Annotated in this window: 18 protein-coding genes and 2 pseudogenes; 10 read left to right on the top strand and 10 right to left on the bottom strand. The window is 71.4% G+C overall.

All coding sequences use genetic code 11. The features are described from left to right. Nucleotides 1-5 precede the first annotated feature (5 nt). On the bottom strand, nucleotides 6-899 hold the full coding sequence (locus ABZS66_RS14615) for a chlorophyllase (RefSeq protein WP_354757615.1): 894 nt from the start codon (nucleotides 897-899) through the stop codon (nucleotides 6-8). A gap of 72 nt (nucleotides 900-971) precedes the next feature. On the opposite strand from ABZS66_RS14615, the gene ABZS66_RS14610 reads away from it, so the two are divergent. Continuing rightward, nucleotides 972-1,595: a Pr6Pr family membrane protein gene (locus tag ABZS66_RS14610; RefSeq protein WP_354757614.1), complete on the top strand. Its 624-nt coding sequence runs from the start codon at nucleotides 972-974 to the stop codon at nucleotides 1,593-1,595. Here the strand turns inward: ABZS66_RS14610 and ABZS66_RS14605 are convergent. The 7 genes from ABZS66_RS14605 to ABZS66_RS14575 form a co-directional block, all read right to left on the bottom strand. Beyond that, nucleotides 1,551-3,089, bottom strand: coding sequence for an FAD-binding oxidoreductase (locus ABZS66_RS14605; protein WP_354757613.1), 1,539 nt, complete (start codon nucleotides 3,087-3,089; stop codon nucleotides 1,551-1,553). The two genes, ABZS66_RS14610 and ABZS66_RS14605, sit on opposite strands and share 45 nt — an antisense overlap. 134 nt (nucleotides 3,090-3,223) lie before the next feature. After that, nucleotides 3,224-4,237 carry an alpha/beta hydrolase gene (locus ABZS66_RS14600; protein WP_354757612.1) on the bottom strand — a complete coding sequence of 338 codons (1,014 nt, stop codon included), beginning with the start codon at nucleotides 4,235-4,237 and terminating at the stop codon, nucleotides 3,224-3,226. Between the two features lie 262 nt (nucleotides 4,238-4,499). After that, on the bottom strand, nucleotides 4,500-4,679 hold the full coding sequence (locus tag ABZS66_RS14595) for a DUF6104 family protein (RefSeq protein ID WP_238016836.1): 180 nt from the start codon (nucleotides 4,677-4,679) through the stop codon (nucleotides 4,500-4,502). Between the two features lie 72 nt (nucleotides 4,680-4,751). Beyond that, nucleotides 4,752-8,438 carry a multifunctional oxoglutarate decarboxylase/oxoglutarate dehydrogenase thiamine pyrophosphate-binding subunit/dihydrolipoyllysine-residue succinyltransferase subunit gene (locus ABZS66_RS14590; RefSeq protein ID WP_354757611.1) on the bottom strand — a complete coding sequence of 1,229 codons (3,687 nt, stop codon included), beginning with the start codon at nucleotides 8,436-8,438 and terminating at the stop codon, nucleotides 4,752-4,754. Nucleotides 8,439-8,630: 192 nt separating this feature from the next. Then, nucleotides 8,631-9,536 carry an ABC transporter permease subunit gene (locus ABZS66_RS14585; RefSeq protein WP_354757610.1) on the bottom strand — a complete coding sequence of 302 codons (906 nt, stop codon included), beginning with the start codon at nucleotides 9,534-9,536 and terminating at the stop codon, nucleotides 8,631-8,633. Next, entirely contained in the window at nucleotides 9,533-10,447 is a 915-nt protein-coding gene (locus ABZS66_RS14580; protein ID WP_354757609.1) for an ABC transporter ATP-binding protein, read from the bottom strand. Before ABZS66_RS14580 ends, ABZS66_RS14585 begins: the two co-directional genes overlap by 4 nt. Before the next feature lie 81 nt (nucleotides 10,448-10,528). Next, nucleotides 10,529-10,930, bottom strand: a complete 402-nt coding sequence (locus ABZS66_RS14575) for a DUF3052 domain-containing protein (RefSeq protein WP_354757608.1) — start codon at nucleotides 10,928-10,930, stop codon at nucleotides 10,529-10,531. A gap of 92 nt (nucleotides 10,931-11,022) precedes the next feature. Between ABZS66_RS14575 and ABZS66_RS14570 the strand changes: the two genes are divergently transcribed. From ABZS66_RS14570 to ABZS66_RS14540, 7 genes and pseudogenes are all read left to right on the top strand, one after another. Next, nucleotides 11,023-11,787, top strand: coding sequence for a GNAT family N-acyltransferase (locus tag ABZS66_RS14570; protein WP_354757607.1), 765 nt, complete (start codon nucleotides 11,023-11,025; stop codon nucleotides 11,785-11,787). A gap of 13 nt (nucleotides 11,788-11,800) precedes the next feature. Continuing rightward, nucleotides 11,801-12,598, top strand: a complete 798-nt coding sequence (locus ABZS66_RS14565; RefSeq protein ID WP_354757606.1) for a lysophospholipid acyltransferase family protein — start codon at nucleotides 11,801-11,803, stop codon at nucleotides 12,596-12,598. Between the two features lie 727 nt (nucleotides 12,599-13,325). Then, complete coding sequence (locus ABZS66_RS14560; RefSeq protein ID WP_354757605.1) at nucleotides 13,326-14,159, top strand: DUF4097 family beta strand repeat-containing protein; 834 nt, start codon at nucleotides 13,326-13,328, stop codon at nucleotides 14,157-14,159. After that, nucleotides 14,156-14,785 (top strand): PadR family transcriptional regulator, encoded by a 630-nt coding sequence (locus ABZS66_RS14555; RefSeq protein WP_354757604.1) that lies wholly within the window; start codon nucleotides 14,156-14,158, stop codon nucleotides 14,783-14,785. Before ABZS66_RS14560 ends, ABZS66_RS14555 begins: the two co-directional genes overlap by 4 nt. Nucleotides 14,786-14,919: 134 nt before the next feature. After that, entirely contained in the window at nucleotides 14,920-15,609 is a 690-nt protein-coding gene (locus ABZS66_RS14550) for a response regulator transcription factor (protein ID WP_238016827.1), read from the top strand. A gap of 9 nt (nucleotides 15,610-15,618) precedes the next feature. After that, nucleotides 15,619-17,091: a HAMP domain-containing sensor histidine kinase gene (locus ABZS66_RS14545; RefSeq protein ID WP_354757603.1), complete on the top strand. Its 1,473-nt coding sequence runs from the start codon at nucleotides 15,619-15,621 to the stop codon at nucleotides 17,089-17,091. A gap of 332 nt (nucleotides 17,092-17,423) precedes the next feature. Next, a pseudogene (locus ABZS66_RS14540) lies at nucleotides 17,424-18,011 on the top strand (trypsin-like peptidase domain-containing protein); the annotation flags it as partial. Nucleotides 18,012-18,094: 83 nt separating this feature from the next. Here ABZS66_RS14540 and ABZS66_RS14535 read toward each other — a convergent pair. Next, nucleotides 18,095-19,201, bottom strand: coding sequence for a serine hydrolase domain-containing protein (locus ABZS66_RS14535; protein WP_354757602.1), 1,107 nt, complete (start codon nucleotides 19,199-19,201; stop codon nucleotides 18,095-18,097). A gap of 55 nt (nucleotides 19,202-19,256) precedes the next feature. Then, nucleotides 19,257-20,732, bottom strand: coding sequence for a glycerol kinase GlpK (gene glpK / locus ABZS66_RS14530; protein ID WP_354757601.1), 1,476 nt, complete (start codon nucleotides 20,730-20,732; stop codon nucleotides 19,257-19,259). Between the two features lie 105 nt (nucleotides 20,733-20,837). On the opposite strand from glpK, the gene ABZS66_RS14525 reads away from it, so the two are divergent. Continuing rightward, on the top strand, nucleotides 20,838-24,194 hold the full coding sequence (locus ABZS66_RS14525; RefSeq protein WP_354757600.1) for a cyclic nucleotide-binding protein: 3,357 nt from the start codon (nucleotides 20,838-20,840) through the stop codon (nucleotides 24,192-24,194). A gap of 240 nt (nucleotides 24,195-24,434) precedes the next feature. Continuing rightward, nucleotides 24,435-25,414, top strand: a pseudogene (locus tag ABZS66_RS14520) (hypothetical protein); the annotation flags it as partial.

Genomic DNA, 25,414 nt, shown 5'->3' with positions numbered 1-25,414 from the left:
CCGATCTAACTCAGTTGTGAGTCGAGGTCGCTCGTCGGTTCCAGGGACCGGCGGGCGGCCTCGTCGCCGTAGAGCTCCAGGCGCAGGAACGCCAGGGTCGCCGTCGCGACCGTCTGGAACGACGCCGAGCCGGGGCTGAGGTACGGATCGTTGTGGTTGCCGCCGGGGATGGTCAGCATCGCCTTGGACCAGGGCACCGCATCGTAGGCCGCCTTGCCGGAGGCATACGACACCAGCGGGTCGGCGGTGCCGTGGACGAAGAGCATTGCCGCGGGTGTACCGCTGAAGGCCAGCCCCACGCCCAGCCCGCTGCCGGCCATGACGATCCCGGCGCGCAGCCGCTTGTCGCGATCGCCCGCGAACAGGCCGACCGTCGTGATCGCCCCGGCCGAGTGACCGGCCGCGGCCAGCCGGTCCGCGTCGATGCGCCGGCCGAGCGGGCCCGCGAGCACCTGCCCGAGCACGTAGCTCGCGTCGGCCGGCTGGTTCAGCACGTCGTACACGTCGAGCTTGGCGCCGCGCGTCGTGTTCGGGTACGCGGGCGCGATGACCACGAAGCCGGCCGACGCCCACTGCCGCAGCAGGGTCGCGAAGTGCTCCGGCGCGCCGTTGAGGCCGTGGCTGAAGACCACCGCGGGGGCCTTCGCCGGCCGGTCCGGCAGCCAGATCACCGTGCGCAGCGTCCGGCCGTCCCTGGAGTACGTCACCTCCTGCTGCGACACGGAGACGCTGCCCGTCGGCGCGGCCAGCGGCGCCGGCAGCTCGACGGCCGCGAGCTTCGGCTGCTGGGTGGTGCCGGCGGAGGGTGTGGGGGAGGAGGGCGCGACCCAGTGTGAGGACGGGTCGCCGGAGCAGCCGGCCAGGAGGGAGACCGCCAGCAGTGCCGCGACTAGGCGCATGGCAACAACGGTACGAGCAGCCGCGGCGATCACCGTCTTTCCCACGGGGGGAAATCCCGCTACGTTCCCGCCATGACAGTCGTCTTCCGCGCGCTCACCGCCCTGAGCGCCGTGGCCGGGATCGTCGCCCTGCTGCTGTACACCCATGACGGCACCGTGTTCGTGTACTTCACCGTGCAGAGCAGCGTGATCATCGCCGTCGTCTCGGCGCTGGCGACGGTCCGGCCGGTCGCCGCCTGGGTGCGCGGCGGGGCGACGCTCTTCAGCTGCATCACCGGCAGCGTCTACCACACCCTCCTGGCCAACCCGTCGAGCCCGTTCTTCATGGAGGACAACGGCCGGAACACGGTGCACAACCTGCTCCTCCACACGGTCACCCCGCTGCTGGCCGCGGTCACCTGGCTGCTGCTCGACCGCGCGCCCGTGCGCTGGTGGTTCGCCGCGGTGTGGCTGGGTTATCCGCTCGTGTACCTCGGGTTCGCGCTGGTCCGGGGCGTGTTCGTGGACGAGTACCCGTACCCGTTCCTCGACGTCAACGAGCTCGGCTACAACGGCGTAGCGATCACGTCGCTCGGCTTCACGGTCGCGTTCTTCCTGCTCGGCCTGCTGCTCATCGTCCTCGGCGCGGCTGTCCGGCGACTGCTGCCCGCTTCACACCAGCACGCCCGGATTGAGGATCCCGCGGGGGTCCAGTGACCGCTTCGCGGCGCGCAGCGCGCCGGCGAACAGCGGCGAGCGCTCGTCGTCGTACCACGGCCGATGGTCGCGCCCGACCGCGTGATGGTGCGTGATCGTGCCGCCGTTCGCCGCGATCGCCTCGCTCACCGCCGCCTTGATCTCGTCCCAGATCGCGACCTCGGCGCCGCGGCGGGCCGGGGTGATGACGGTGAAGTAGGGCGCCGGCCCGTCCGGGTAGACGTGGGTGAACCGGCAGGTGACCACGGCGACCCGGGTCGGGGCGGCGGCCTGGACGGCGGCGAGGACCGCCGCGTGCAGCTGCTCGAACCGGCTCCAGGTGCACGCCGTCTCCACGGTCTCGACGACCAGGCCGAGGCGGATCAGGGCGTCGCGGGTGTACGGCGCCCGCAGGAACGAGGCCCGGAACGTGTCGCCGGCCGGGTCGTGCTCGCGCTCGGTGCCGCCGTGGGCCCGGCAGATCTCCAGCGCGTCGGGCAGCAGGGCGGCGGCCGGGCCCTCGAAGCCCAGCAGCAGGCGGGCCCCGCCGTCGCGCGCGCCGGCGTTCAGCATCGCCTCGGCGGGGTCCAGCAGGCGGCAGTTGCTGGGGCGCAGGCCGGCCTGCACGAGCTCCTTCACGGCGGCCACGGCTTCGAGGTACACCGGAAATCCCAGGCTCGCGGAGAGCTTCCGCTCCGGTCGCCGGGTGACCCGCAACCACGCCTCCACGATCACGCCCAGCGCACCCTCGGAGCCGAGGAACAGGCCGGTGGCGGCGGGGCCGGCGCCGCTGGAGGGCACGCGCGGGGACTCGACCGACCCCTGCGGGGTGATCACCCGCAGCGCCTCGACGAAGTCGTCGATGCGGGTCGGACCGGTCGCGTAGTGCCCGCCGGCGCGCGTCGCCAGCCAGCCGCCGACCGTGGAGAACTCGAAGCTCTGCGGGAAGTGCCGCAGCGTCAGCCCGTGCGGGCGCAGGGCGTCCTCCAGCGCCGGGCCGAAGACGCCGGCCTGCACCCGCACCGCGTGGTTGACCTCGTCGACCTCGGCGATGCGGTTGAGCCGGCTGAGATCGAGGGAGATCCACGGGTCCGCGCCGCGGTACTCCACGCCGCCGACCACCGACGTGCCCCCGCCGTACGGCACCACCGCCGCGCCGACCGCCTCCGCCCAGTCGAGGACGGCGACGACGTCGTGCGCGGTCCGGGGATAGCAGACCAGGTCGGGCGCGTGCTCCAGCTCGCCGTGCAGGGCGCGGACGACGTCGCGGAAGGCCTTGCCGTAGGCGTGGGCGGCCCGCGCCATCGAGTCGGCGGCGAACGCCTCCTCCATCATGGACGGCGGCACCAGCCGCGGCGGGCCGAGCAACGGGTCGAAGGGGATCGGCAGGACCGAGCCGTCGATCGGCATCCAGGGTCGTAATGCCTGCTCCGCCAGCTTGCGGCAGGCCGCGTCGTCGAGCGCCTCGTCGGCCCAGCCCCAGCCCCACCACGACCTCTCGCGCCAGCGGCTCACGTGGGGGACTGTGCCACAATCCGACACTGTTCGGCCACAGTCGGCAGTCGCGACCTCGGTATTCTGTCGGCCATGTCTGATGACCGCGTCGATCCGAGTCAGAACACCCAGGCCTTCCAGGCGTGGGTCGACAATCAACCGGCGGCAGAGCCCGCCCGCTCCAAGGCCTTACCGGTCGCGCTCGCCGTCGCCGCCGCCGCGGCGCTGCTGGTCGTGGTGCTCGTCGTCGTGTTCGTGCTGTAGACGCCGACCTGCTCGAACTGCGTCACTCCCGCGAGGGTGGCGTCCTTCTGCAGCCGCAGCCGGGCCGCGTCGTCGCCGTTGAGGCCCCACAGCAGGAAGTCCAGGATCGTCGCCATCGCCTGGGTGTGGCCCAGCTCGGCGTCGCCCGTGCCGGCGCCGTGCTCCCCGCCCCTGATGGTCAGGAACGCCTTCGGCCACGGATCCTTGCCGTACGACTCCCGGCCCTGGCTGTAGGCGACCACCGGGTCCTTGTCGCCGTGCACGAACAGCAGCGGCACCGGCTCGCCCTGGTACGTCGAGGTGGGCCGGCCCGCCAGCATCACGCCTACCTTGAGCCGCGGGTCGCGCTTGCCGGTGAACAGCCAGTTGGTGGTGGTGGCGCCGCCCGAGTGCCCGATCGCGCCCATGCGGTCGGCGTCGATGCTCGCGGCCAGCGGGTTGCCCGGCTCGATCATCTGGCTGATCACGTACGAGGCGTCGGTGGCCTGGTTGGGGACGTCGAGCTTGTTGAACTTCGGCCCGTCCTTCTTGGTGAACGGGTAGGCCGGCGCCACGACCACGTAGCCGGACTCGGCGAGGAAGCGGGTCACCGACTCCTGCATCTGCGGGTTGCTGTAGAAGCCGTGGCTCCACAGCAGCAGCGGGAACGTGCCGGCGGCCGGGGTGGCGTCGCTCTGGGCCTTGCCCTTGCTCCGGCGGCCCTTGGCCGGGTACCAGACCATGGTGGGCAGCGGGCGCTCCTTGCCCCGCGCGAAGTTGAACTTGCGCAGGCCGACCGGGTACGTGCCGGGCGCGGCGGCCATCTGCGCCGCCCCCACGGCCGTCGTCGCGGGCGCCTTGGACGCGGCGCCGGACCCGACGAAGACGCCGCCCGCGACGAGCAGGGCGGCGGTCAGGAGCGACACGGTTGCAGTTCGGTTGCGACGCGGGGGCACGTAAGGAATGTAGGTGCGACCTGCGGTATTCCGTTATCGCCCGTGTGGTGACATTCGATTGCCTTCATGGGCTACATCGCACTCACGCTCGAATGACCCATTTGGCCGACACGAATGAGGGAGCGCTGCGCTGATATCCGACATATCCGAAATTGTCGTTCAGTCTTCATGATCGATGGCGCCGTCCGGCTGTCATGGCGGCCGGATCGCGCCATCGATCATGGAAGCGTCGTCACTCGTCGTCCTCGTCGTCCAGGCGGGCCAGGTAGACCGCCAGGCGCTCGATCGGGGTCTCGAACTCCGGGTTCTGGTCCACGAAGTCGCGGAGGCGCTCGGCCAGCCACTCGATGGTGACCTCCTCCTCGCCCCGGCGGGTGGCCAGTTCTTCGATGCCGCGGTCGGTGAAGTACACGATTCATCTCCGGAACAAACGGGGGAGGGCACGGCTCCGGCCGTGCCCTCCCGCTCGAGATGGAACCTGAGGTCAGCGCTTCGGCAGCGCGGCCTCGATCAGGGCCTGCTGCTCCGCGTCGTGGAGCTTGGTCGAGCCGACGGCCGGGGCGGCCGCGGCCGGACGGGAGATGCGGCGCAGGCCGACGCCCTGGAGGTGCTCCAGCAGGTTGAGCGCGATGAAGCTCCAGGCACCCTGGTTGGCCGGCTCCTCCTGGACCCAGGCGAAGTCCTCGGCGTTCGGGTACTGCTCGAGCGCCGCGCGCAGCTCGTCGACCGGCATGGGGTACAGCTGCTCGACCCGGATGATCGCGGTGTCGGTGATCTCGCGGTCGGTGCGGGCCTGAAGCAGGTCGTAGAACACCTTGCCCGAGCAGAGCAGGACGCGCTTCACGGCGTTCGGGTCGAGCGCGGTGCCCTTGATGCCCGGGTCGCCGAGCACCTCCTGGAAGGTACCGGTGGTGAAGTCCAGCACCGGCGACACGCAGAGCCGGTGCCGCAGCAGCGACTTCGGCGTGAAGACGACCAGCGGCTTCTTCTTCGTCGACAGCGCCTGGCGGCGCAGCAGGTGGAAGTGGTTCGCCGGGGTGGTCGGCACCGCGACCCGCATGTTGTCCTCGGCGCACAGCTGCAGGTACCGCTCCAGGCGACCGGACGTGTGGTCCGGGCCCTGGCCCTCGTGCGAGTGCGGCAGGAGCAGCGTCACGGCGTTGCGCTGGCCCCACTTGACCTCGCCGGAGGAGATGAACTCGTCGACGATCGACTGGGCGCCGTTGACGAAGTCGCCGAACTGCGCCTCCCACATGACCAGCGCGTCGGGGTTCTCGACGGAGTAGCCGTACTCGAAGCCCATCGCCGCGAACTCCGACAGCAGCGAGTCGTAGACGAACAGCTTGCCGCCGTTGTCGACCAGAGCCGACATCGGCATGTAGTCGCTGCCCGTCTCGGCGTCGACGATGCCGGCGTGGCGCTGGACGAAGGTGCCGCGGCGGGAGTCCTGGCCGGACAGGCGCACGGTGACGCCCTCCGCGACCAGCGAGCCGAACGCGATGATCTCGCTGAAGCCCCAGTCGATGTCGCCCTCGACGGCCATCTTGGCCCGCCGGTCGAGCAGCTGCTGGACGCGCTTGTGCGGGGTGAAGCCGTCGGGCAGCTTCACGTGGGCCTCGCCGATCGCCCGCAGGACCGACTCGTCGATCGCCGTCTGGATCTGCGGCTCCGGCTCCGGCTCGCGCAGCCGGGTGAGCCGGGCGGCGGGGCTGGACGAGGCGTCGCGGGTCGCCTTGAAGACCGTCTCCAGCTGCTCGTGGTAGTCCTTGAGCAGCGCCTCGGCCTCGGTGATCGGGATGTCGCCGCGGCCGATGAGCTCCTCGGTGTAGATCTTCCGGACCGAGCGCTTCTGGTCGATGATCGCGTACATCAGCGGGTTGGTCATCGACGGGTCGTCGCCCTCGTTGTGGCCCCGGCGGCGGTAGCAGACCAGGTCGATGACGACGTCCTTGTTGAACGCCTGGCGGTACTCGAACGCGAGCCGCGCCACCCGCACGACGGCCTCGGGGTCGTCGCCGTTGACGTGGAAGATCGGCGCCTGGATCATCCGGGCGACGTCGGTCGAGTACAGCGACGAGCGCGAGTACTCCGGCGCGGTGGTGAAGCCGACCTGGTTGTTGACGACGACGTGGACCGTGCCGCCGGTGCGGTAGCCGCGCAGCTGTGACAGGTTCAGCGTCTCCGCCACGACACCCTGGCCGGCGAAGGCCGCGTCGCCGTGCACGAGCAGCGGCAGGACCGTGTAGCCCTCGAGCTTGAGGTCGATCTTGTCCTGCTTGGCCCGCACGATGCCTTCGAGCACCGGGTTGACCGCCTCCAGGTGCGACGGGTTGGCCACCACGGAGACCGTCGTGGCGTGCTCGCCGTCGGGGGTGGTGAACTTCCCGGTCATGCCCAGGTGGTACTTGACGTCGCCGGAGCCGTGCGCCGACTTGAGGTCGAGGTGGCCCTCGAACTCGGAGAAGATCTTCTCGTAGGGCTTGCCGACGATGTTGGCGAGCACGTTGAGCCGGCCGCGGTGGGCCATGCCGATGACGACCTCGTCGAGGCCGCCGACCGCCGAGTCCTGCAGGATCTCGTCCAGCAGCGGGATCAGCGCCTCGGCGCCCTCCAGCGAGAAGCGCCGCTGCCCGACGTACTTGGTCTGGAGGAAGGTCTCGAAGGCCTCGGCGGCGTTGAGCCGGTTCAGGATGTGCTTCTGCTCGTCGGTGTCGGGCTTCTCGTACGGCTTCTCGACCCGCTCGGCGATCCAGCGCCGCTCCTCGGGGTCCATGATGTGCATGTACTCGACGCCGACCCGGCGGCAGTACGAGTCACGCAGGACGCCCAGCACGGCGCGCAGCTTCATCTTCTGCTTGCCCGCGAACCCGCCGACCGGGAAGACACGGTCGAGGTCCCACAGCGTGAGCCCGTGCTCGAGCACGTCGAGGTCGGGGTGGCGGCGGATGCGGAACTCCAGCGGGTCGGTGTCGGCCATCAGGTGGCCGCGCACGCGGTACGCGTGGATGAGCTCGACGACGCGGGCCGCCTTGTCGATCTGGCCCTCGGAGGTGCGGGCCACGTCGCGGACCCAGCGCACCGGCTCGTAGGGGATGCGCAGCGCGGTGAAGATCTGGTCGTAGAACCCGTGCTCGCCGAGCAGCAGCTCGTGCATGACCTTCAGGAACTCGCCGGACTGCGCGCCCTGGATGATCCGGTGGTCGTACGTGCTGGTCAGCGTGATGATCTTGGAAATGCCCAGGTCGGCCAGCGTCTCGTCGGACATGCCGGCATACGGGGCGGGGTACTCCATGGCGCCGACGCCGATGATCGTGCCCTGCCCGGTCATGAGCCGCGGCATCGAGTGCACGGTGCCGATGCCGCCCGGGTTGGTCAGCGAGACCGTGGTGCCGGCGTAGTCGTCCATGGTCAGCTCGTTGCGCCGGGCGCGGCGGACGACGTCCTCGTAGGCCGACCAGAACTGGCGGAAGTCCATGGTGTCGGCGGCCTTGATGCTCGGCACGACCAGGGTGCGGGTGCCGTCGGGCTTGGCCAGGTCGATCGCGATGCCGAGGTTGACGTGCTCGGGCTGGACCAGGTTGGGCTTGCCCTCGACCTCGGCGAACGAGTTGTTCATCTCGGGGTGCTCGGCGAGGGCGCGGACCAGGGCGTAGCCGATCAGGTGGGTGAAGCTGACCTTGCCGCCCCGGCCGCGGGCCAGGTGGTTGTTGATGACGATGCGGTTGTCGGACAGCAGCTTCGCCGGGACCGCCCGCACGCTCGTCGCGGTCGGGACCTCGAGCGAGGCGTCCATGTTCTGCACGATGCGAGCCGCGACGCCGCGCAGCGGGGTGGTCCTGGCGCCGCCGACGGGGGCGGGGGTCACCTTCGTCGGCGCCGGCTTGGCGGCGGGCTTCGGCCTGACCTCGGTCTTGACCTCCGCCTTGACCTCCGCCTTGACCTCCGCCTTGGCGGGTGCGGGCTGCGTGGGCGCCGGCTTAGCCGCGGCGACGGGCGCCGCCTCGGGGGCGGCGTCCGGGCTGGGCTTGTAGTCGGCGAAGAAGTCGTGCCACGCGGAGTCCACGCTGGCCGGGTCGGCGAGGTACTTCTGGTACATGTCCTCGACGATCCACTCGTTCGGGCCAAAACCCGCCAGCGGGTTCTCCTGCGAGTTGGTCGCTTGGGTCGACACGGCTCTTGATCGCCTCTTCCAAACGCGAGTTCTAGGGGTTTCCGATGTCCGGGTCAAGGCTACGCGCTGCCTAACGTTCGTTCGTCGCCGACGCCGCCGGAGTGACCATGTAGACGAAGTCCCGGTGTCTTCCCATACAACTGTGGCCGCCATATGGCGGCCACAACTGTCCTAGATCTTGCGGAAAACTTGCTAGGCCACGTCTCGCTTGCGGGTGATCAGCGTGCCGATGGTACCGAGAATGACCGCCCAGGCGATGAGCACGACGGCGCCGGCCCACCGCGGCGGCAGGTCGGTGTCGTCGCCGAGCTGGGACGCCAGCGAGCCGACCACATGCTGGGACGCGAGTGGCGGGATGTACACCGCGCTCTCGAAGACCCAGTCCTCCTTGATGACGAACTGGCGGATCAGCGCTAGCACGATCAGCGCCGCGTAGGTGCCGATGGTGTACAGGGCGGTGGCCGTGATCGTGGCGCCCAGCTGGCTGCGGATGAGTACGCCGATGCCGATGCCGAAGATCGCCCACAGCACGTAGACGAGCAGGTTGAGCAGGATCGCCTGTTGTGCCGTCCAGTGGCCGAGGCTGTTGCCGACGCCCTCGCCGCTGAAGTACGCCACACCGACGGCCACCGAGATGGCCGTGGTCAGCAGCCAGAAGGCGAAGCCCATGATCGCGGCGGTGACCAGCTTGGCCACGATGACCTTGGTGCGCTTCGGTGTCGCGAGGAAGGTGGCGGTGGCCGTCTGGTGGTAGAACTCGTTGGTGATCAGCAGGATCGCCATGAGCATGACCAGCATGAGGCCGAAGAACTGCCCCGACGTGTAGACGTTGGCGGCGATCTTGGCCAGGCCGGCCCCGGAGTGGGCCGCGGCGATGCGCTCCTGCTCTTGCCGCTGGTACTCCTCGAACTGCGCGCGGTCCGCGTCGCTCATGCCGGGCGGCGGCTCCTGCGAGACGTAGGAGTCGTCGAGTTGCGAGTTGGCCTGGAGTGCGTTGATCCACAGCGCGAGGCCCGTGAACGCCACCGAGCAGAGCAGGAAGATCCACCACATGTTGGTGGTGCGGAGCTTGATCAGCTCGGCGCGGATGAGCCTCATCGGATGGCCGCCCTTCCCTGCGTCAGCTCGAGGAACACGTGCTCCAGGTCGGGCCGCTCGGCGACCAGCTCGTGCAGCTCCACGCCGGACTGCAGGGCCAGCCGGCCGACCGCCGGTGCGTCGAGGCCGGTGATCAGGTGCGCGTCGCCGCCGTTGGGGTTGATCGTCCCGCCGGCGCCGCGCACGGCCGTCACCAGTTCCTGGATGTTGGGCGTGCGGACGCGGACCTGCGGGCCGGTGGTCGTCGCGCCGATGATCTGCTCGACCGGGCCCTGCGTGACCAGCTTGCCGGCCGCGATGATGACGATGTCGTCGGCCAGGATCTCCATCTCGGACAGCAGATGGCTCGACACCAGCACGGTGCGGCCCTGCTTGGCCAGGCCCTGCAGCAGCCCGCGCATCCAGCGGATGCCCTCCGGGTCGAGGCCGTTGGCCGGCTCGTCCAGGATCAGCACCTGCGGGTCGCCGAGCAGCGCCTGCGCGATGCCCAGCCGCTGCTTCATGCCCAGCGAGTAGCCGCGGAACTTCCGCTTGGCCGCCGGCGTGAGCCCGACCAGCTCCAGCACCTCGTCGACGCGCGCGGTCGGGAGACCGGCCGCCGCCGCCACGCACCGCAGGTGGTTGCGCGCGGTCCGGCCCTTGTGCGCGGCCGAGGCCTCCAGGATCGCGCCGACCAGCTGCAGCGGCTCGGACACGTCCGAGTAGCGGTGGCCGCTGATCGTGGCCGTGCCGGCGGTCGGCGTGACCAGGTTGAGCACCATGCGCAGTGTGGTGGTCTTGCCGGCGCCGTTCGGACCGAGGAACCCCGTGACGCGACCCGGTTCGACCACGAACGACAAATTGTCGACGGCTCTGACGTTTTTGTACTGCTTGGTCAGGCCGGAGACGACGATCTGCCCGTTGTTGGACAACGTGCCGCTCCCTCCCCTTCGAAGTAGGCCGTCAATATGGCATGCCTAGGCAACGCTGATGACCCCGCCCTGGGTTGGCACTTATCGATCGGCCACCCGGATGACGTGCTTCAGGCCCGACCACGTGTCGTCGATCGCGCACACCTTGACGTCCACCCGGCCGTTGGCCAGGGCATACTCTCGCACGACATTCTCGTCCAGGTCGGTTGCCAGGCCGGACGAACGCTTCGGCCAGGCGATCCAGAGCGCGCCGGCCGGCGGCGTGAGCCGGTGCAGTGTCGCCCAGCGCCGGCGCAGCCGGGCCTGATCAGGGCAGAAGCACACGATGACGTCGTAGAGGCCGGGGCTGCTGCGCCGGTGCAGCACCACGTCGGCCGGCAGTTCGGTCAGCTCGAAACTCGCCGGTGCGCCGTCGAGGAGCACCCGGTGGCCGGCGTTGACGCCGAGCTTTTTGGGCAACGGTGTGCCTGAGTATCCCGCCATGGCTGATCACGGTAACCACAGTTCACCCGCCAGCCATGCAGGCAACCAGTCATCGTCAGCCATCCGCAGGGGTCGACCTCTACACCGAACGCATGACGATTCTCGCCGTCGCCGCCGGCCCGCAAGAGCTGGGCGACACTTCTCGGTACACCCTGCTGGTGGCCACCGACGGCGCCCAGGTGGAGGCCGCACAACGGCTCCGCTACGACGTCTTCGCCGGTGAACTCGGCGCCGCACTGCACAGCCCCGCACCGGGGCTGGACGTCGACGCCTTCGACGAGTTCTGCGACCACCTGATCATCCGCGAGGAACTGACCGGGCAGGTCGTCGGGACCTACCGCATGCTGCCACCTGCCCGCGCCGCCGCGGCCGGCGGGCTCTATGCGGAGACCGAGTTCGACCTCTCCGGCCTCGCCCCGCTGCGCGGCGACCTGGTCGAGACGGGCCGCTCCTGCGTGCACCCCGACCACCGCTCCGGCGCGGTCATCAACCTGATGTGGGCCGGCATCGCGCGGTACATGCACCTGCACGGCCACCGCTGGCTGGGCGGCTGCGCCTCGGTCCCGCTGTTCGACGGTGGCGCCACCGCGGCCGGGGTCTGGGACCTGGCCGAGCGCAAGCACCTGGTGCCGCCGGCCTGGCGGGTGCGCCCCCGCAACCCGTGGTCCTTCGAGGGCGTGGAGGTGCCGGCCAAGGTCGACGTCCCGCCGCTGCTCAAGGGGTACCTGCGGCTCGGCTCGTGGGTGGGCGGCGCGCCCGCGCACGACCCGGACTTCGACTGCGCCGACTTCTACGTGCTGCTCTCGCTGGACCGGGTGAACCCGCGGTACCTGCGCCACTTCCTCGGGCAGGGGTAACGCGATGGCTGTCATGGACAGCCTCTGGCTGCCCCGTTCGACGTGCGGGGCGGACTGCCTGGCCGACCGCCCGGCCGGCACCGTCCCCCGCGCGATCATGGTGAAGCGCATCGTCGCCACCGGTTCGGTCCTGCTCTTCGCCGCGCTCTGCGTGCCCGTCCTGGCCCTGCTGCCGCAGCGGGGCCTGGTCGCCGCGCAGCGCGGCCTGGCCCGCGCCATCCTGGCCGGCCTGGGCATCCGCCACTCGGCCTCCGGCCGCATCCCGCAGGGGGGCGCCCTGCTGGTCGCCAACCACGTCTCATGGCTCGACGTCGTGGTGATCCTCGCGCACACGCCGGCCCGCCTGCTGGCCAAGCGCGAGGTGCGGGCCTGGCCGCTGATCGGCCGCCTGGCCGCCACCCTCGGTACCGTCTTCGTCGACCGCTCGAAGCCCAAGAGCCTGCCGGCGACGGTCGCCCAGGTCCGCGCGAACATCGCCTCCGGCGGCGTCGTGGCGGTGTTCCCCGAGGGCACGACGTGGTGCGGGAAGATGGGCGGCGCGTTCCGCCCGGCGATGTTCCAGGCCGCGGTCGACGCCGGCGTCCCGGTGGTCCCGGTGCGCCTGACGTTCGCCCAGGCTGGCACGGTGTCGACGGTGGCCGCGTTCATCGGCGACGAGACGCTGCTGCAGTCGCTGAAGCGCGTGGTCGCGGCCCGGGACCTGTCGGTGAGCCTGCGGGCACACCCGAAGCTCCACCCGGCGCCGTGCGACTCCCGCACCCACCCGCGCCGCGTCCTGGCCCGCGCCGCGACTGCGATGGTCGCCGCGTAGCTGTCTCGGCGGTCATGATCGATGGCGGGATCCGGCTGTCATAGCGACCAGAAGTCACCATCGATCATGACGCCCTCCGCTTCGTGCCCGCCGCCGCCCCACTGGAGCTCTGCCGCCGCGCTGCCGCTCGCCCGGTCCTCTTCGTTGCAGCAGTCTTGATGCATCAGTTTTGATGCATCAAGACTGATGCGTTGCTCGGCTCGTGTGCTCGGCTGGCTGCACTGGCTCGCTCGCCGGCCTGCCCACCGCGCTGCTTGGGCTGCCGTCGGGTCGCTCGCCGAGTCCGCCGGCCGGGTCGCGGCCGTGTCGTGGGGTCGCGGCCGTGTCGTGGGTCGCGGCCGTGTCGTCGGGTTGCTCGCCCGGGCCTCCCGATGCAGCATTCTTGATGCATCAGGACTGATGCATCAAGGCTGATGCGTGGCCGCGGCGCCGCTGCCCGGTTGATCCGCAGTTCCAGGCGCCGTCGATCTGGCTCGCAACGTCGGCCGGCGCGCCCTGCCCATGATCAAGGGAAACTTCTGGTCGCTATGACAGCCAACCGTTTCCCTTGATCATGGGCGACCGGGTCCAGTTGGCTTTTCCTGTCGACAACTAGCCGTTTTGCATCGACGTCGGACGGGGGATGCGTCGCGTGCAGGCTGAGACTGCGTGTTCTGGCGTGTAGGTATCGGTTGAAGACGCGACTTACAGTCGCGATGTATCGCGTCTTGCGCTACGCTTTTCCAGCATGAGGGCGTGGAAGATCACCGGGGTTGAGCGGCTCACCCTGGAGGAGCCGGTCAAGCACCTGGCCGTCAGTCTGGTGGCCGGGCGGCTCAACGTCGTCGGCGCCGACGCGGGCCCGGCGCGGGTCGAGATCACCAGCATCGGCGAGCGCCCGGTCGACGTCACCGTCGCCGACGGCACGCTCACGGTCGCGCACGAGTTTCCCAAGCGCTGGTCGGGCCTGCTGTGGTGGCTGTTCGGCTCGAAGTACAAGGTCGACTGCTCGATCGTCGTCCCGGTCGGCGCGGTCGTCGAGCTCATGGTCGTCTCCGGCGTCGTCATCGCGTCCTCGCTGCGCAACGGGGCCAGCGTGGAGGTCACCAGCGGGCGCATCACGCTGCTCGGCATCGACGGCGGGGTGCGCGGCAAGGTCATCTCCGGCTCGATCGAGGCCCTGACGCTCGGCGGCGAGGTGGACCTGGAGACGGTGTCGGGCGAGATCGTCGTCGCCGACTCGACCGCGCACCGGGTCGCGGCCCGCACGATCTCCGGCTCCGTCACCTGCGACCTCGACAACCCGCCCGACAACACCAACGTCGAGCTGGACACGGTGTCGGGGGAGATCATCGTGCGGGTGCGCGAGGACAGCGACCTGCGGGTGAGCGTCCACGCCCTCTCGGGGCACGTGGTCAACGCCTTCCCGGAGCTGGACCAGATCGGGCTGAGCAGCGTCACCGGGCGGCTGGGCTCGGGCACCGGAGGGCGGCTCGCGGTCAACGCGACATCTGGCACGATCTCGTTGTTACGCAGGCCGGTCGATGACGAGGAAGCAAGCGAAGAGGAAGCAAGCGAATGACTGCGGTCTTCAGCCACGGGCGGCTCCGGCTGTACCTGCTGAAGCTCCTCGCCGAGGGCCCCCGCCACGGCTACGAGCTGATCCGGTTGCTGGAGAACAGGTTCCACGGGCTCTACGCGCCGTCCGCCGGCACGATCTACCCGCGGCTCCAGCGCATGGAGGCCGACGGCCTCATCACGCACACCGCGTCGGGCGGCCGGAAGGTGTACGAGATCACCGACGCCGGCCGGGCCGAGCTCGACCAGCGCCAGGCCGAGCTGGTGTCGTTGGAGGCCGACATCAACGCCTCGCTCGCCGACCTCTCGACCCTGGCCGACGAGGTCGAGCAGGGCGTGCGCGGCTCGGTGCGCGACCTCAAGAAGGAGCTCCGGGAGGCCACCCGCCAGGCGCGCAGCGCGCCGCCCGGCCCGAGCGGCTTCGGCTGGGGCTACCCGCCGCGCCCCGGCGCGGCCAGGCCGAGCACCCCGCCGGCCGACGTGGTCACCGAGCTGGAGGAGAAGGCCGCTCAGCTGCTCGCCGAGGTACGCCGGCTGGCCCGCACCGGCCGGGCGAGCCAGGAGACGATGCGGGCGACGCTGGTGGTGCTGGACGGCGCGATCGACCAGGTACGGCGTTTGCTGCGATAGCGTGGATACAGGGGAAACGGGCGTTCAGGTTCTTCCCAGGTAACCACCAGCCCTACACCAGCGGAGGGCGGCAAGATATGCACATGGGGGTACGAGGCGGCGTCGCACAATCCGGGGGTGCATCGTCGCCAGGCGTGGCGCAGGCTGAGGCGAGACTGCTCGTGGTCGAGGACGATCCGAACATCCGCGAGCTCCTCTCGGCCAGCCTGCGTTTCGCCGGTTTTGCGGTTGACGCGGTGACCACCGGTTCCGAGGCGGTCACCGCGGCCCGCGAGGCGAAGCCCGATCTCGTCGTGCTCGACGTGATGCTGCCCGACCTCGACGGCTTCGAGGTGATCCGGCGGCTCCGCGAGGGCGGCATCCGGCTCCCGGTCGTCTTCCTCACCGCCCGCGACGGCACCGAGGACAAGGTCCGCGGCCTGACGCTCGGCGGCGACGACTACGTCACCAAGCCGTTCAGCCTGGAGGAGCTCACCGCCCGCATCCGGGCCGTGCTCCGGCGCACCAACGGCGACCCGGGCCCCAACCGGCTGGTCTTCCACGACCTGGAGCTGGACGAGGAGACCCACGAGGTGAGCCGGGCCGGGCAGACGATCGCGCTGTCTCCGACCGAGTTCAAGCTGCTGCGATACCTCATGCTGAACGCCGGCCGGGTCCTGTCCAAGGCGCAGATCCTCGACTTCGTGTGGAACTACGACTTCCGCGGCGACGACAGCATCGTCGAGTCGTATATCTCCTACCTGCGGCGCAAGGTCGACATCGCCGAGCCGCGCCTGATCCACACCCTGCGCGGCGTCGGCTACGTCCTGCGCCTTCCTGTCTGAGCCCGCCGCATGTTGCGGTTCATCGCTGATGTCCCGCTGCGAGTCAAGCTGATCGCGGCGGTGCTCACGCTCGTCACCATGGCGCTGCTCGTGATCGGCGTCGCCAGCGCGCTCGTCATGCGCAGCTCGATGATCGACAAGGTCGACCAGCAGCTGCGCACGCTGGCCGACACGGTGGAGATCAGCCGGCTCCAGCGGCAGAGCACCGACTCCGAGTCGGTGCTGCCGAGCAACTACTTCATTCTGTGGGCGACGATCCTGCCGACCAACCAGGTGTCGTACGGCTACGTGGGCACGCGCGACCCGGCCGCCCAGCCGCCGCCGCCCGCCTCGGCCGACGAGCTGGTGTCGCGCATCGGCGAGCCCTACACGGTGACCACCAAGGCGACCCACGAGCGCTGGCGGGTGCTCATCACCCAGCGCGGCTCGACGCTGCTGGTGATCTGCGAGAGCCTGTCGATGGTCGACAACGCGGTCGACGAGTTGGTCGCCGCGGAGCTGTTCGTGGGCGCGGGCGTGCTCGTGGTGCTGGCCGCGGTCGGCGTCACGATCGTGCGCACCTCGCTGCAGCCGCTGCGCGAGATCGAGCGCACCGCGGCCGCCATCGCCGCCGGCGACCTGACGAAACGCGTGCCGGAGAGCCCACCCGAGACGGAGATGGGCCATCTGGCCGCAGCACTGAATACGATGCTCGCCCAGATCGAGGGGGCGTTCAAGATACGCCAGGCGTCCGAGGAACGGATGCGGCAGTTCATCGCGGACGCCTCCCACGAGTTACGCACCCCCTTGACGACGATCAGGGGTTTCGCCGAGTTGTACCGCCAGGGCGCGGCACGACAGCCGGACGAGACGGGTGCGCTGCTGCGCCGGATCGAGGACGAGGCGTCCCGGATGGGCCTGCTGGTGGAGGACCTCCTCATGCTGGCCCGGCTCGACGAGGAGCGCCCGCTCAGCCTGGCCGACATGGACCTGCGCGTCATCGCGAGCGACGCCGTCGCCGCGGCCCGGGCGGTGGCGCCCGACCGGGAGATCGCGCTGGAGATCGAGCGCGACGAGCCCATCGAGGTCAACGGCGACGAGGCCCGCCTGCGCCAGGTGGTCGGCAACCTGGTGACGAACGCGCTGACCCATACGCCGGCCGGGTCGCCGGTCGAGATGCGGCTGCGCCGGGACGGTACCGACGCCCTCATCGAGGTCGTGGACCACGGACCGGGACTCACCGACGAGCAGGCGGCGCGGGTCTTCGAGCGGTTCTACCGGGTCGACAAGGCACGCACCCGGCGGCAGGCCGGCGGCGCGCACAGCGGCAGCGGGCTGGGCCTGGCGATCGTCACCGCACTGGTCGCCGTGCACAACGGCACGGTGTCGGTCTTCGTCACGCCGGGTGGCGGAGCTACCTTCCAGGTTCGGCTGCCCCTCACAGGCGGTTCCCAGGGCGCGGTCAGTACTCCGCAAGCTCCCGCCGCCAAGCTCAAATCATGAGCGAACAGCAGGGATGGGGCACGTCGCCGGACGATCAGCACCACCGGCACGTGCCGCCGGCGGCTCCGGTGCCGCCGCACGTGCCACACATGCAACGCCCTCCCCAGTGGTACCCTCCGTCACCGTACGTGACGGCCCCGGCGCTGACCCCTGCGCCCCGCCGCCGCGTCGGCCTGCGCGTCGCCGCCGTCGTCGCCGCGATCGGCCTGTCGGCCGTCTCCGCGGTCGGCGGTGGGTACGCGGCACTGGAGCTGCGCCCGCAGAGCACCGACACGGTCGTGAGCGCCCAGAACTCGGCCCAGTCGAACCCGTCGGCCACCTCGCTCGCCGACGTGGCCGCCCGCGTGCTGCCGAGCGTGGTCTCCATCAACACCGGATCGGCCGTCGGCTCGGGCGTCATCATCACCGCCGACGGCGCCATCCTGACGAACAACCACGTCGTCGCGACCGCCCGCGGCACCACGGTCCAGGTGACGTTCTCGGACGGCAAGACCGCGACCGCCACGGTCGTCGGCACCGACGCGAGCAGCGACCTGGCCGTGATCAAGCTCCAGACCGGCGGCACGTACACGCCGCTGGCCTTCGCCGACAGCGACCAGGTGCACGTGGGCGACACGGTCCTGGCCGTCGGCAGCCCGCTCGGCCTGGACAGCTCGGTCACCTCGGGCATCGTGAGCGCGCTGAACCGCACGATCGACGAGGGCCAGGAGAACAGCCGCTCGGCCAGCACCAAGATCACGGGCGCCATCCAGACCGACGCCGCCATCAACCCGGGCAACTCGGGCGGCGCCCTGGTCAACACCGCGGGCCAGCTCATCGGCATCAACACCGCGATCGCCACCTCGGGCGAGACGGCCGGCAACATCGGCGTCGGTTTCGCGATCGCCAGCAACACCGCGAAGACGGTCGCGCAGCAGCTGCTCAGCTGACGCGACGCAGAGTCTGGTTCCCCTCCCAGAAAGAGAGGCGGCGCACCTGGCGGGGTGCGCCGCCTTTCTGGCTGCTACACCAGCCCCGCGGCCATGGCGAGGCCGAAGCCCCGCAGGTCGGCGACCGCGCCGGACATCTTGTTCATGACGTAGCAGAACGTGGTGCGGGCGTCGAGGTCGACGACGGTCAGCGAGCCGCCGTATCCGCCCCAGTACAGGGTGCCGGGGCTGGCCATTAGCTGGTCGCCGAGCGCGAAGCCCATCCCGAACCGCAGCGGCACGCCGAGGACCAGGTCCCGCCCCGCGATCTGCGGGTCGAGGGCGCGCTGGCAGCCCGCCTCGGACATGAACCGCCGCCCGCCGGCGACGCCGCCGTTGGCGAGGACGGCGTGCAGCCGGGCGACCGCTCGGGCGCTGCCGGTCCCGCCGGCGGCCGGGATCTCCGCGGCCCGCCAGGCGCGGGAGTTGACCTGCGACACCTCCGGCCCCGGGTTCGTGGCCACCCGCACCTGGAGGTCGGTCACGGCGAGCTCGGGCGGCGGCCCGTCCGGCGGGGCGATCAGCTCGGCGACCCGCGACTCCTCGGACGCCGGCAGGCCGATGTGGAAGTCGGCTTCCAGCGGGCCGGTGAGCTCGTCGCGGAGCACGGTGCCCAGCGTGCGGCCGGTGATGCGGCGGACCACCTCACCGATCAGGTACCCCTGGGTCAGCCCGTGGTACCCGCACGCGGTGCCGGGCTCCCAGTCGGGGGCCTGCGCGGCCAGCAGCGCGGTGGCCTTCTCCCAGTCGTAGAGATCCTCGGTGCGCATCGGCTCGCGCCAGGCGGGCAGGCCGGCCGAGTGGCTCATGACGTGGCTGACCTTGACGCCCTGCTTGCCGTTGGCCGCGAACTCGGGCCAGTAGCGGGCCACCGGCGCGTCGAGGTCCAGCTCGCCGCGGTCGGCGAGCAGCAGGACGACCAGCGCGGTCACGGTCTTGGTGGTGGAGTAGACGTTGACGATCGTGTCCCGCTGCCACGGGCGGACGGCCGCCGCGTCGGCGAAGCCGCCCCACAGGTCGACGACCGTCTCGCCGTCGACCGTCACGCACAGGGCCGCGCCCACGTCGACCCCGCCGGCCAGGTTCTCCACGAACGCCGCCCGGAGCGGTTCGTATCGATCTCCAGCAAACCCGTCGACCACGCCGCCGAATGTATGGGGTCCGGCGGCGTGGCCGTACCGAATTAGTCGGCCCGGATTAGTCGGCCCAGCCGAACGAGCGCTCGACCGCCCGCAGCCAGAGGGCGTGCCCGCGGTCCCGGGTCGCCGCGTCCATCGACGGTTCCCAGCGGCGGTCGACGTCCCACTTCGCGCGCAGCGCGTCCGTGTCCGGCCAGAAGCCGACCGCCAGGCCGGCCGCGTAGGCCGCGCCCAGCGCCGTCGTCTCGGCCACCGTCGGGCGCACGACGGGGACGTCCAGGACGTCGGCCTGGAACGCCATCAGCAGATCACTCGCCGTCATGCCACCGTCGACCTTCAGCGTCTCCAGTGGTACCGCAGACTCCGCCATCATGGCGTCGACCACGTCCTTGACCTGCCACGCCGTCGCCTCCAGGGCGGCGCGGGCCAGGTGGCCCTTGGTGACGTAGCCGGTCAGGCCGGTGATCACACCGCGCGCGTCGGGGCGCCAGTGCGGGGCGAACAGGCCGGAGAACGCCGGCACGATGTAGCAGCCGCCGTTGTCGGAGACGGTGGCGGCCAGGTCGTTGATCTCCGGCGCCGAGCGGATCAGGCCCAGGTTGTCCCGCAGCCACTGCACCAGCGAGCCCGTGATCGCGATCGAGCCCTCCAGTGCGTACACCGGCGGCGCGTCCCCGATCCGGTAGCCGACCGTGGTCAGCAGGCCACGCTCGCTGGCCACCGGGCGCTCGCCGGTGTTGAGCAGCAGGAACGAGCCGGTGCCGTAGGTGCACTTCGCCTCGCCCGGGGCGAAGCAGGCCTGGCCGAACAGGGCGGCCTGCTGGTCGCCGAGGGCGCTCGCGACCGGCACACCGTGCAGCATCGTGCGGGCCTCGCCGTAGACGTACGACGACGAGCCGATCTCGGGGAGCATCACCCGCGGGATGCCGAACGCGGCGAGCAACTCGTCGTCCCAGTCCAGGGTCTCGATGTTCATGAGCATGGTCCGGCTGGCGTTGGTCACGTCGGTGACGTGCCGGCCGGTCAGCTTCTCGATGAGCCAGGTGTCGACCGTGCCGAACCGGATCTCACCCGCCTCGGCCCGTTCGCGCAGGCCGGGGACGTTCTCGAGGAGCCAGACGATCTTCGGGCCGGCGAAGTAGGTGGCGAGCGGCAGGCCGCAGAGGGAGCGGAAGCGGTCAGCGCCCGCGTCGCCGGCGAGCGTGCGGATCAGCCCGTCGGTGCGGGTGTCCTGCCAGACGATCGCCGGGTGGACGGGCTCGCCGGTCGCCGCGTCCCACAGGATCGTCGTCTCGCGCTGGTTGGTGATGCCGATGGCGGACACATCGGCTCGGGACAGTCCCGCCTGGTCCAGGGCGCGGGTCGACACCGCCTGGACGTTGTGCCAGATCTCGACCGGGTCGTGCTCGACCCAGCCGGGGCGGGGGAAGCTCTGGTGGTGCTCGCGCTGGTCGAGCGCCACGATGGCGCCGTCCGAGTCGAACACGATCGCGCGGGAGGAGGTGGTCCCCTGATCGATGGCGAGGATGTACACAGTGCCATCTTCGCCGAATCGCTGTCACGTTCGGGACGGAACCTACCCGTGACGAAAATGCGCACTTAAAGTCCGTTGGCCGGAACCGTGCCGACAGGAGTGACCGTGGCCGTCGTAGAGACGCGGATCAGTGTCTGGGAGGCGCTCGCCGGGCGCGCCCCGGGAGTGCCGCTCGGCGCTGCGGACGTCGGCCTGTGGCACGCCGTGGCCGACCGGCTCAACCCGGCCCGGGCCCGGCCGGTGCTCCGCGAGGGGATCGAGGCGGTCACCCTGACCTCGGCGCGCGGCGTCGACTACGTCATGGTCCGCTCGCCCGACGCGGGGGAGTCCTGCTACCTGCGGCTGGCGCCCGACGAGTGGCGGCTCGCCCAGCTCATGGACGGCAGCCGCACGGTGGCCCGGCTGGTCGCCGAGTTCGCCCGCATCTCCGGCCGGCTCGCCCCCGAGCAGGTCACCCGGATCGTCGCCGACCTCGCCGGCAACCGGATGCTCGGCGAGCTGCCGGTCGACGCCTTCCACCGGCTCCAGCGGGTGCACCGCCGGCCGTGGCCGATCCGGCTCGGCAAGGCGCTGCTGGCCACCGCCCGCGGCCAGCGGGTCGTGCTGGCCCGGATCGACCCCGTGGTGACGTTCCTCTACAAGGCCGGCGGGCGGCTCTTCTTCACCCGGTTCGTCGCGGTGCTCGCCGGGCTGGTCGCCCTGGCCGGCCTCGGTGTCTTCGTGTGGAACTGGTTCCGGGCCGACCAGTCGGTGTTCCTGACCGACGACTCGTACTTCACCGGCGCCCTGGTGCTGCTCGGCCTCAACGTCTTCGCGCTCGGGTGCCACGAGCTGGGGCACGCCCTGGGGGCCAAGCATGCGGGGAGGCGGGTGCCGGTCGCGGGATTCCTGGTGTACTTCGGGATCCCCTCGGTCTTCGTCGACACCACCGACGTCTGGATGGCCGGCCGGCGCGCCCGCATCGTGACGACCCTCGCCGGCCCGGCCACCGGGCTGGTCCTGGCCGGCGCCTGCCAGCTCGCCGGGTTGTTCTTCCCCGAGCTCCAGCCGTGGACCTTCAAGCTGGCCTTCGCGTGGTACCTCAACGCCCTGTTCAACCTCAACCCGTTCCTCGCGCTCGACGGGTACTACCTGCTCATGGACTGGCTCGAGGTGCCCAACCTGCGGGCCCGCGGCCTGGCCTGGGTCGTCGCCCGGCTGCGCCGCCGCCCGCCGCGCTTCGGGGACCTCGACCGCGAGGGGCGCCTGGTCGCCCTGTACGGCATGCTCGCCGTGATCTGGCTCGCGATCGCCGCCAACCTGATGTACCGCATCTACACCGATCGCATCGCCGGCGTCGCCACCGGCCTGTGGAACGCCGGCTGGCTGGCCCGCGGCCTGCTCGCGCTGATCGTGGCCGGCCTGCTCGCCCCGGTCGTGTACCTGCTCTTCGCCTGGCTGAAGCGCCGTCTGAGGAGGCTGCGCGACCGGCTCGGCGAGCGCAAGCTGCTGCGCGACGAGCCGCGCCGGCTGGCCGCCCTCAGCGCGTCGAGCCTGAGCGACCTGCCGCCCACGGCACTGGCCAAGATCGCCGAACAGGCCCGCTGGGTGCACCCGCGCACCGGCGAGCAGCTGGTCTTCGCCGGGGCGGCGCAGCAGTCGGTGTACGTGGTCGTCGACGGCGCCCTGGAGGGCCGCCGCCCGGGCGACCCGAGCGGAACGGTCCGCGAGCGGGTCGGGCGCGGCGGCGTCGTCGGGCTCGCGAACGCGCTGACCGGCGCGCCCGCGGCGCTCGGCTGGCTGACCGCCGGCACCACGCTGCTGGCCGTCCCGCCCTCGACGGTCGCCGCCGCGATCGGCCAGCTGCCCGGGCCGCCGCCGGCCGAGTGGGCCGAACTCGAGACGCTCATGGCCGAGACCCCGGCGCTGGCCTCGCTCGGCAGCGAGGACCGGCTCGGGCTGCTGACCCGCGCCCGGCCGGTACACTTCGGCCCCGGTGAGCCGGTGGTGCTGCGCGGCGGCAACGACGCGCTGGTCGTCGCCTCCGGCGCGCTCATGCTGCCCGAGGGCATCCAGCTCCAGCGCGGGTCGATGATCGGGCCGTACGGCGACGGCTCGCCGGGCCAGGTCGCCTCCGCCCGCACCCCCGTCCGGGCCTGGCTGCTGCCGGCCGTCGGCGGCCTGCCGCTGCTGCTCGGTCGCCAGGCGGAGATGGCCGCGGCCGCCGGCGGGCGCCGCCCGGCGTCCGGCGCGCACCCGCCCGCCAACTACCCGCCGCTGGCCGCGCCGCCCGGCCCTCCGCCACCCGCCGACAACTCGGTCGACCGGCGCTTCGAGAAGAAGCTGTGGTGGCTGCTCGTCCTGCTGCTGTTGTTCGCGCTGTTCCTCACCGGCAGTAACCTGTTCTCCGGCCCCGTGTGGGCGGAGATGCCGACCGACCGCGCCCTGGTCAGCGTCACGCGGGGCACGGCGCAGGTCGAGATCGACGGTCATCCGCGCACGTTGACGCGGAACTCCAAGTTGTACGTCGAGCAGGGCGACTCGGTCGCGATCCCCGACCGGTCGACGGCGACCCTGACGTTCCGCGGCGGCAGCGTCACGGTCCTCTGTGCGGGCTCCCGCCTGGACGTCGGCGAGCTGCTGAGCGACCCCACGCCCCCGATCCAGCCGAACGGCGCGCTCACGCTGCGCTCGGGCCGGCTCCTGGTCGACACGACGTCGACCACGACGGCCTTCAAGCCGCTGCGGCTGACCCTCGGCGACATCGCCAACGAGGGGGCGGCCCGGTTCGCGCTGAGCGCCGGCAACGATGCGGCCGAGGTCGGCAAGGGCGTCGTGCGCGCCGGCGGCTCGACCCTCGACGTCGACCCGCAGGCGGACCTGACCTGCGGCGACGGCGTCGTACTGCCGAAGCCTGGCGGCACGCCGTCGGTGGTCCCGTCCGCCACGGACACCCCGTCGGCCTCGCAGTCGCCGTCCGACTCGCTGTCGCCGTCCCCGTCGACCTCGGCCTCCCCGAGCCGGACCCGGTCCCCATCGGCCTCGCCGTCGGCGACCCGCTCGCCGTCGCCCTCGACCTCCACGTCGCCGCCCCCGCCCCCGGACACCACGCCGCCGCGGGCCACGATCGGCGCGTCGCCGACCAGCATCTTCCGCACCTGGGGCAACGAGATCTGCTGGAACGTCTCGCCGCCCGCCAACCCGCGCAGTTCGTCGACGATCTCGATCGGCGGGGCGGATCCGAACGGGACGATGGCCGGCTCCACGATCCGGTCGCTGACCTACAAGATCGGCGACGGGGCGGCCCAGACGCTGCGCTACTCGGGCGGCAACGGCAAGTGGACCGCCACCGTCGGCCCGTTCGAGGGGCAGGGCCCGGAGGTCTCCATATCGGTGACCGTCGTCGTCGTGGATGCGGCGGGTAACGCGTCGCTACCGGCTGCAACATCGGTCTTCTTGAATTCTTGCTACATCATCGGCTAGGGGGAGACTGTGCTCTGTTGGTTCTGCGCCAAGGCGGCGCGGGGGTCGTGCCGGTTCTGCGGCCGCGGGCTGTGTGAGGACCACGCACGGTTCGGCCCCTACCTGCTGGAGGTGCACCGCTCGCAGCGTCGCGGGCGGGCCGAGGGGCTCGTCGTGGAGGACGCGGTGCAGTGCGGGACCTGCCGGCCGCGGCCCCAACCGGTGCCGATGCCAGAGCTCGACTGATTCCGGGGGTTTGCCATGTCCGACTTCGACGAGGTGCTGGAGCGACTGCTGAGCGATCCGGGCTTCAAGGCCCGGCTGGCGGCGGACCCGGCGTCGGCCCTGGCGGGGTATCGCCTGAGCGCCGACGAGCTGGAGGTGCTGCGCGTCCAGGTCGGCGCCGACCTGGGTGGCGAGTCGCGGGTGGAGCAGCGCACCAACAAGGCCGGCATGTTCGGCCTGTTCTCGGAGCTGGGCTCGGGCATCGGCGACGCGGTCTCCGGCGCCCACGGCAGCGGTCACGGCCTCGGTGACGCGATCGGCTCGGCCGGCGGTCGTCACGCGGCGCCATCGTACGACGACGGCGGGTCCTCGACGGGGCTCGGCCGGCACCTCGGCGCACTCGGCGACCCGGCCGGCGGCCGCCACTCGGTGGACGACTTCGACGTGCGCGCCCAGGCCGGCCCGGGCGGCGCCTACGTCGATGGCGGCCCCGGCGGCGGGTATGCCCAGGCGGGTCCGGGTGGTGCTTATGCCGATGGTGGCCCCGGTGGCGGGTATGCCCAGGCCGGCCCAGGGGGCGCCCACGTCGAGTTCGGCTCCGGCGGCTACGCCCAGGCGGGCCCGGGCGGTGCTTATGTCGAGGGCGGGCCTGGTGGGTATGCCCAGGCCGGTCCGGGCGGCGCCTATGCCTCCTCGGGCGACGGCTATGCGGCCGCGGGCAGTGGATACGCGGCGGCCGGCGGCGATCCCGGGTACGGATCGGCGGGTCTCGCCGAGGCCGGCTACGGGCAGTCGGGCGGGCAGTATGACCAGTACGGCCAGCCGGAGCACGGGTCGGCCGGGCTCGCCGAGGCATCCGGCGGGGAGCGCGGCCCGTCGTATTACGGCGGTGGCGGGGGTGACTACGGCAATGCTGGGTTCGCCGAGGCCGGTCATGGGCAGGGCTACGGCTCCGCCGGGCTCGCCGAGGCGTCCGGGGCCGAGCGTGGGCCGTCGTATTACGGCGGCGGTGCGGG

It is taken from the genome of Dactylosporangium sp. NPDC005572, from assembly GCF_040605515.1.
Classification (GTDB): Bacteria; Actinomycetota; Actinomycetes; order Mycobacteriales; family Micromonosporaceae; genus Dactylosporangium.
Note: the sequence above shows the minus strand (reverse complement) of the source record. Positions and strands in the feature narration are given on the sequence as shown.

Bases quoted from the DNA above. Each gene is read 5' to 3' on its own strand.
- ABZS66_RS14610 (WP_354757614.1), top strand. From the start codon at position 972: ATGACAGTCGTCTTCCGCGCGCTCACCGCCCTGAGCGCCGTGGCCGGG.
- ABZS66_RS14615 (WP_354757615.1), bottom strand. From the start codon at position 899: ATGCGCCTAGTCGCGGCACTGCTGGCGGTCTCCCTCCTGGCCGGCTGC.
- ABZS66_RS14585 (WP_354757610.1), bottom strand. From the start codon at position 9,536: ATGAGGCTCATCCGCGCCGAGCTGATCAAGCTCCGCACCACCAACATG.
- ABZS66_RS14570 (WP_354757607.1), top strand. From the start codon at position 11,023: ATGACGATTCTCGCCGTCGCCGCCGGCCCGCAAGAGCTGGGCGACACT.
- ABZS66_RS14575 (WP_354757608.1), bottom strand. From the start codon at position 10,930: ATGGCGGGATACTCAGGCACACCGTTGCCCAAAAAGCTCGGCGTCAAC.
- ABZS66_RS14560 (WP_354757605.1), top strand. From the start codon at position 13,326: ATGAGGGCGTGGAAGATCACCGGGGTTGAGCGGCTCACCCTGGAGGAG.
- ABZS66_RS14545 (WP_354757603.1), top strand. From the start codon at position 15,619: ATGTTGCGGTTCATCGCTGATGTCCCGCTGCGAGTCAAGCTGATCGCG.
- ABZS66_RS14565 (WP_354757606.1), top strand. From the start codon at position 11,801: ATGGACAGCCTCTGGCTGCCCCGTTCGACGTGCGGGGCGGACTGCCTG.
- ABZS66_RS14555 (WP_354757604.1), top strand. From the start codon at position 14,156: ATGACTGCGGTCTTCAGCCACGGGCGGCTCCGGCTGTACCTGCTGAAG.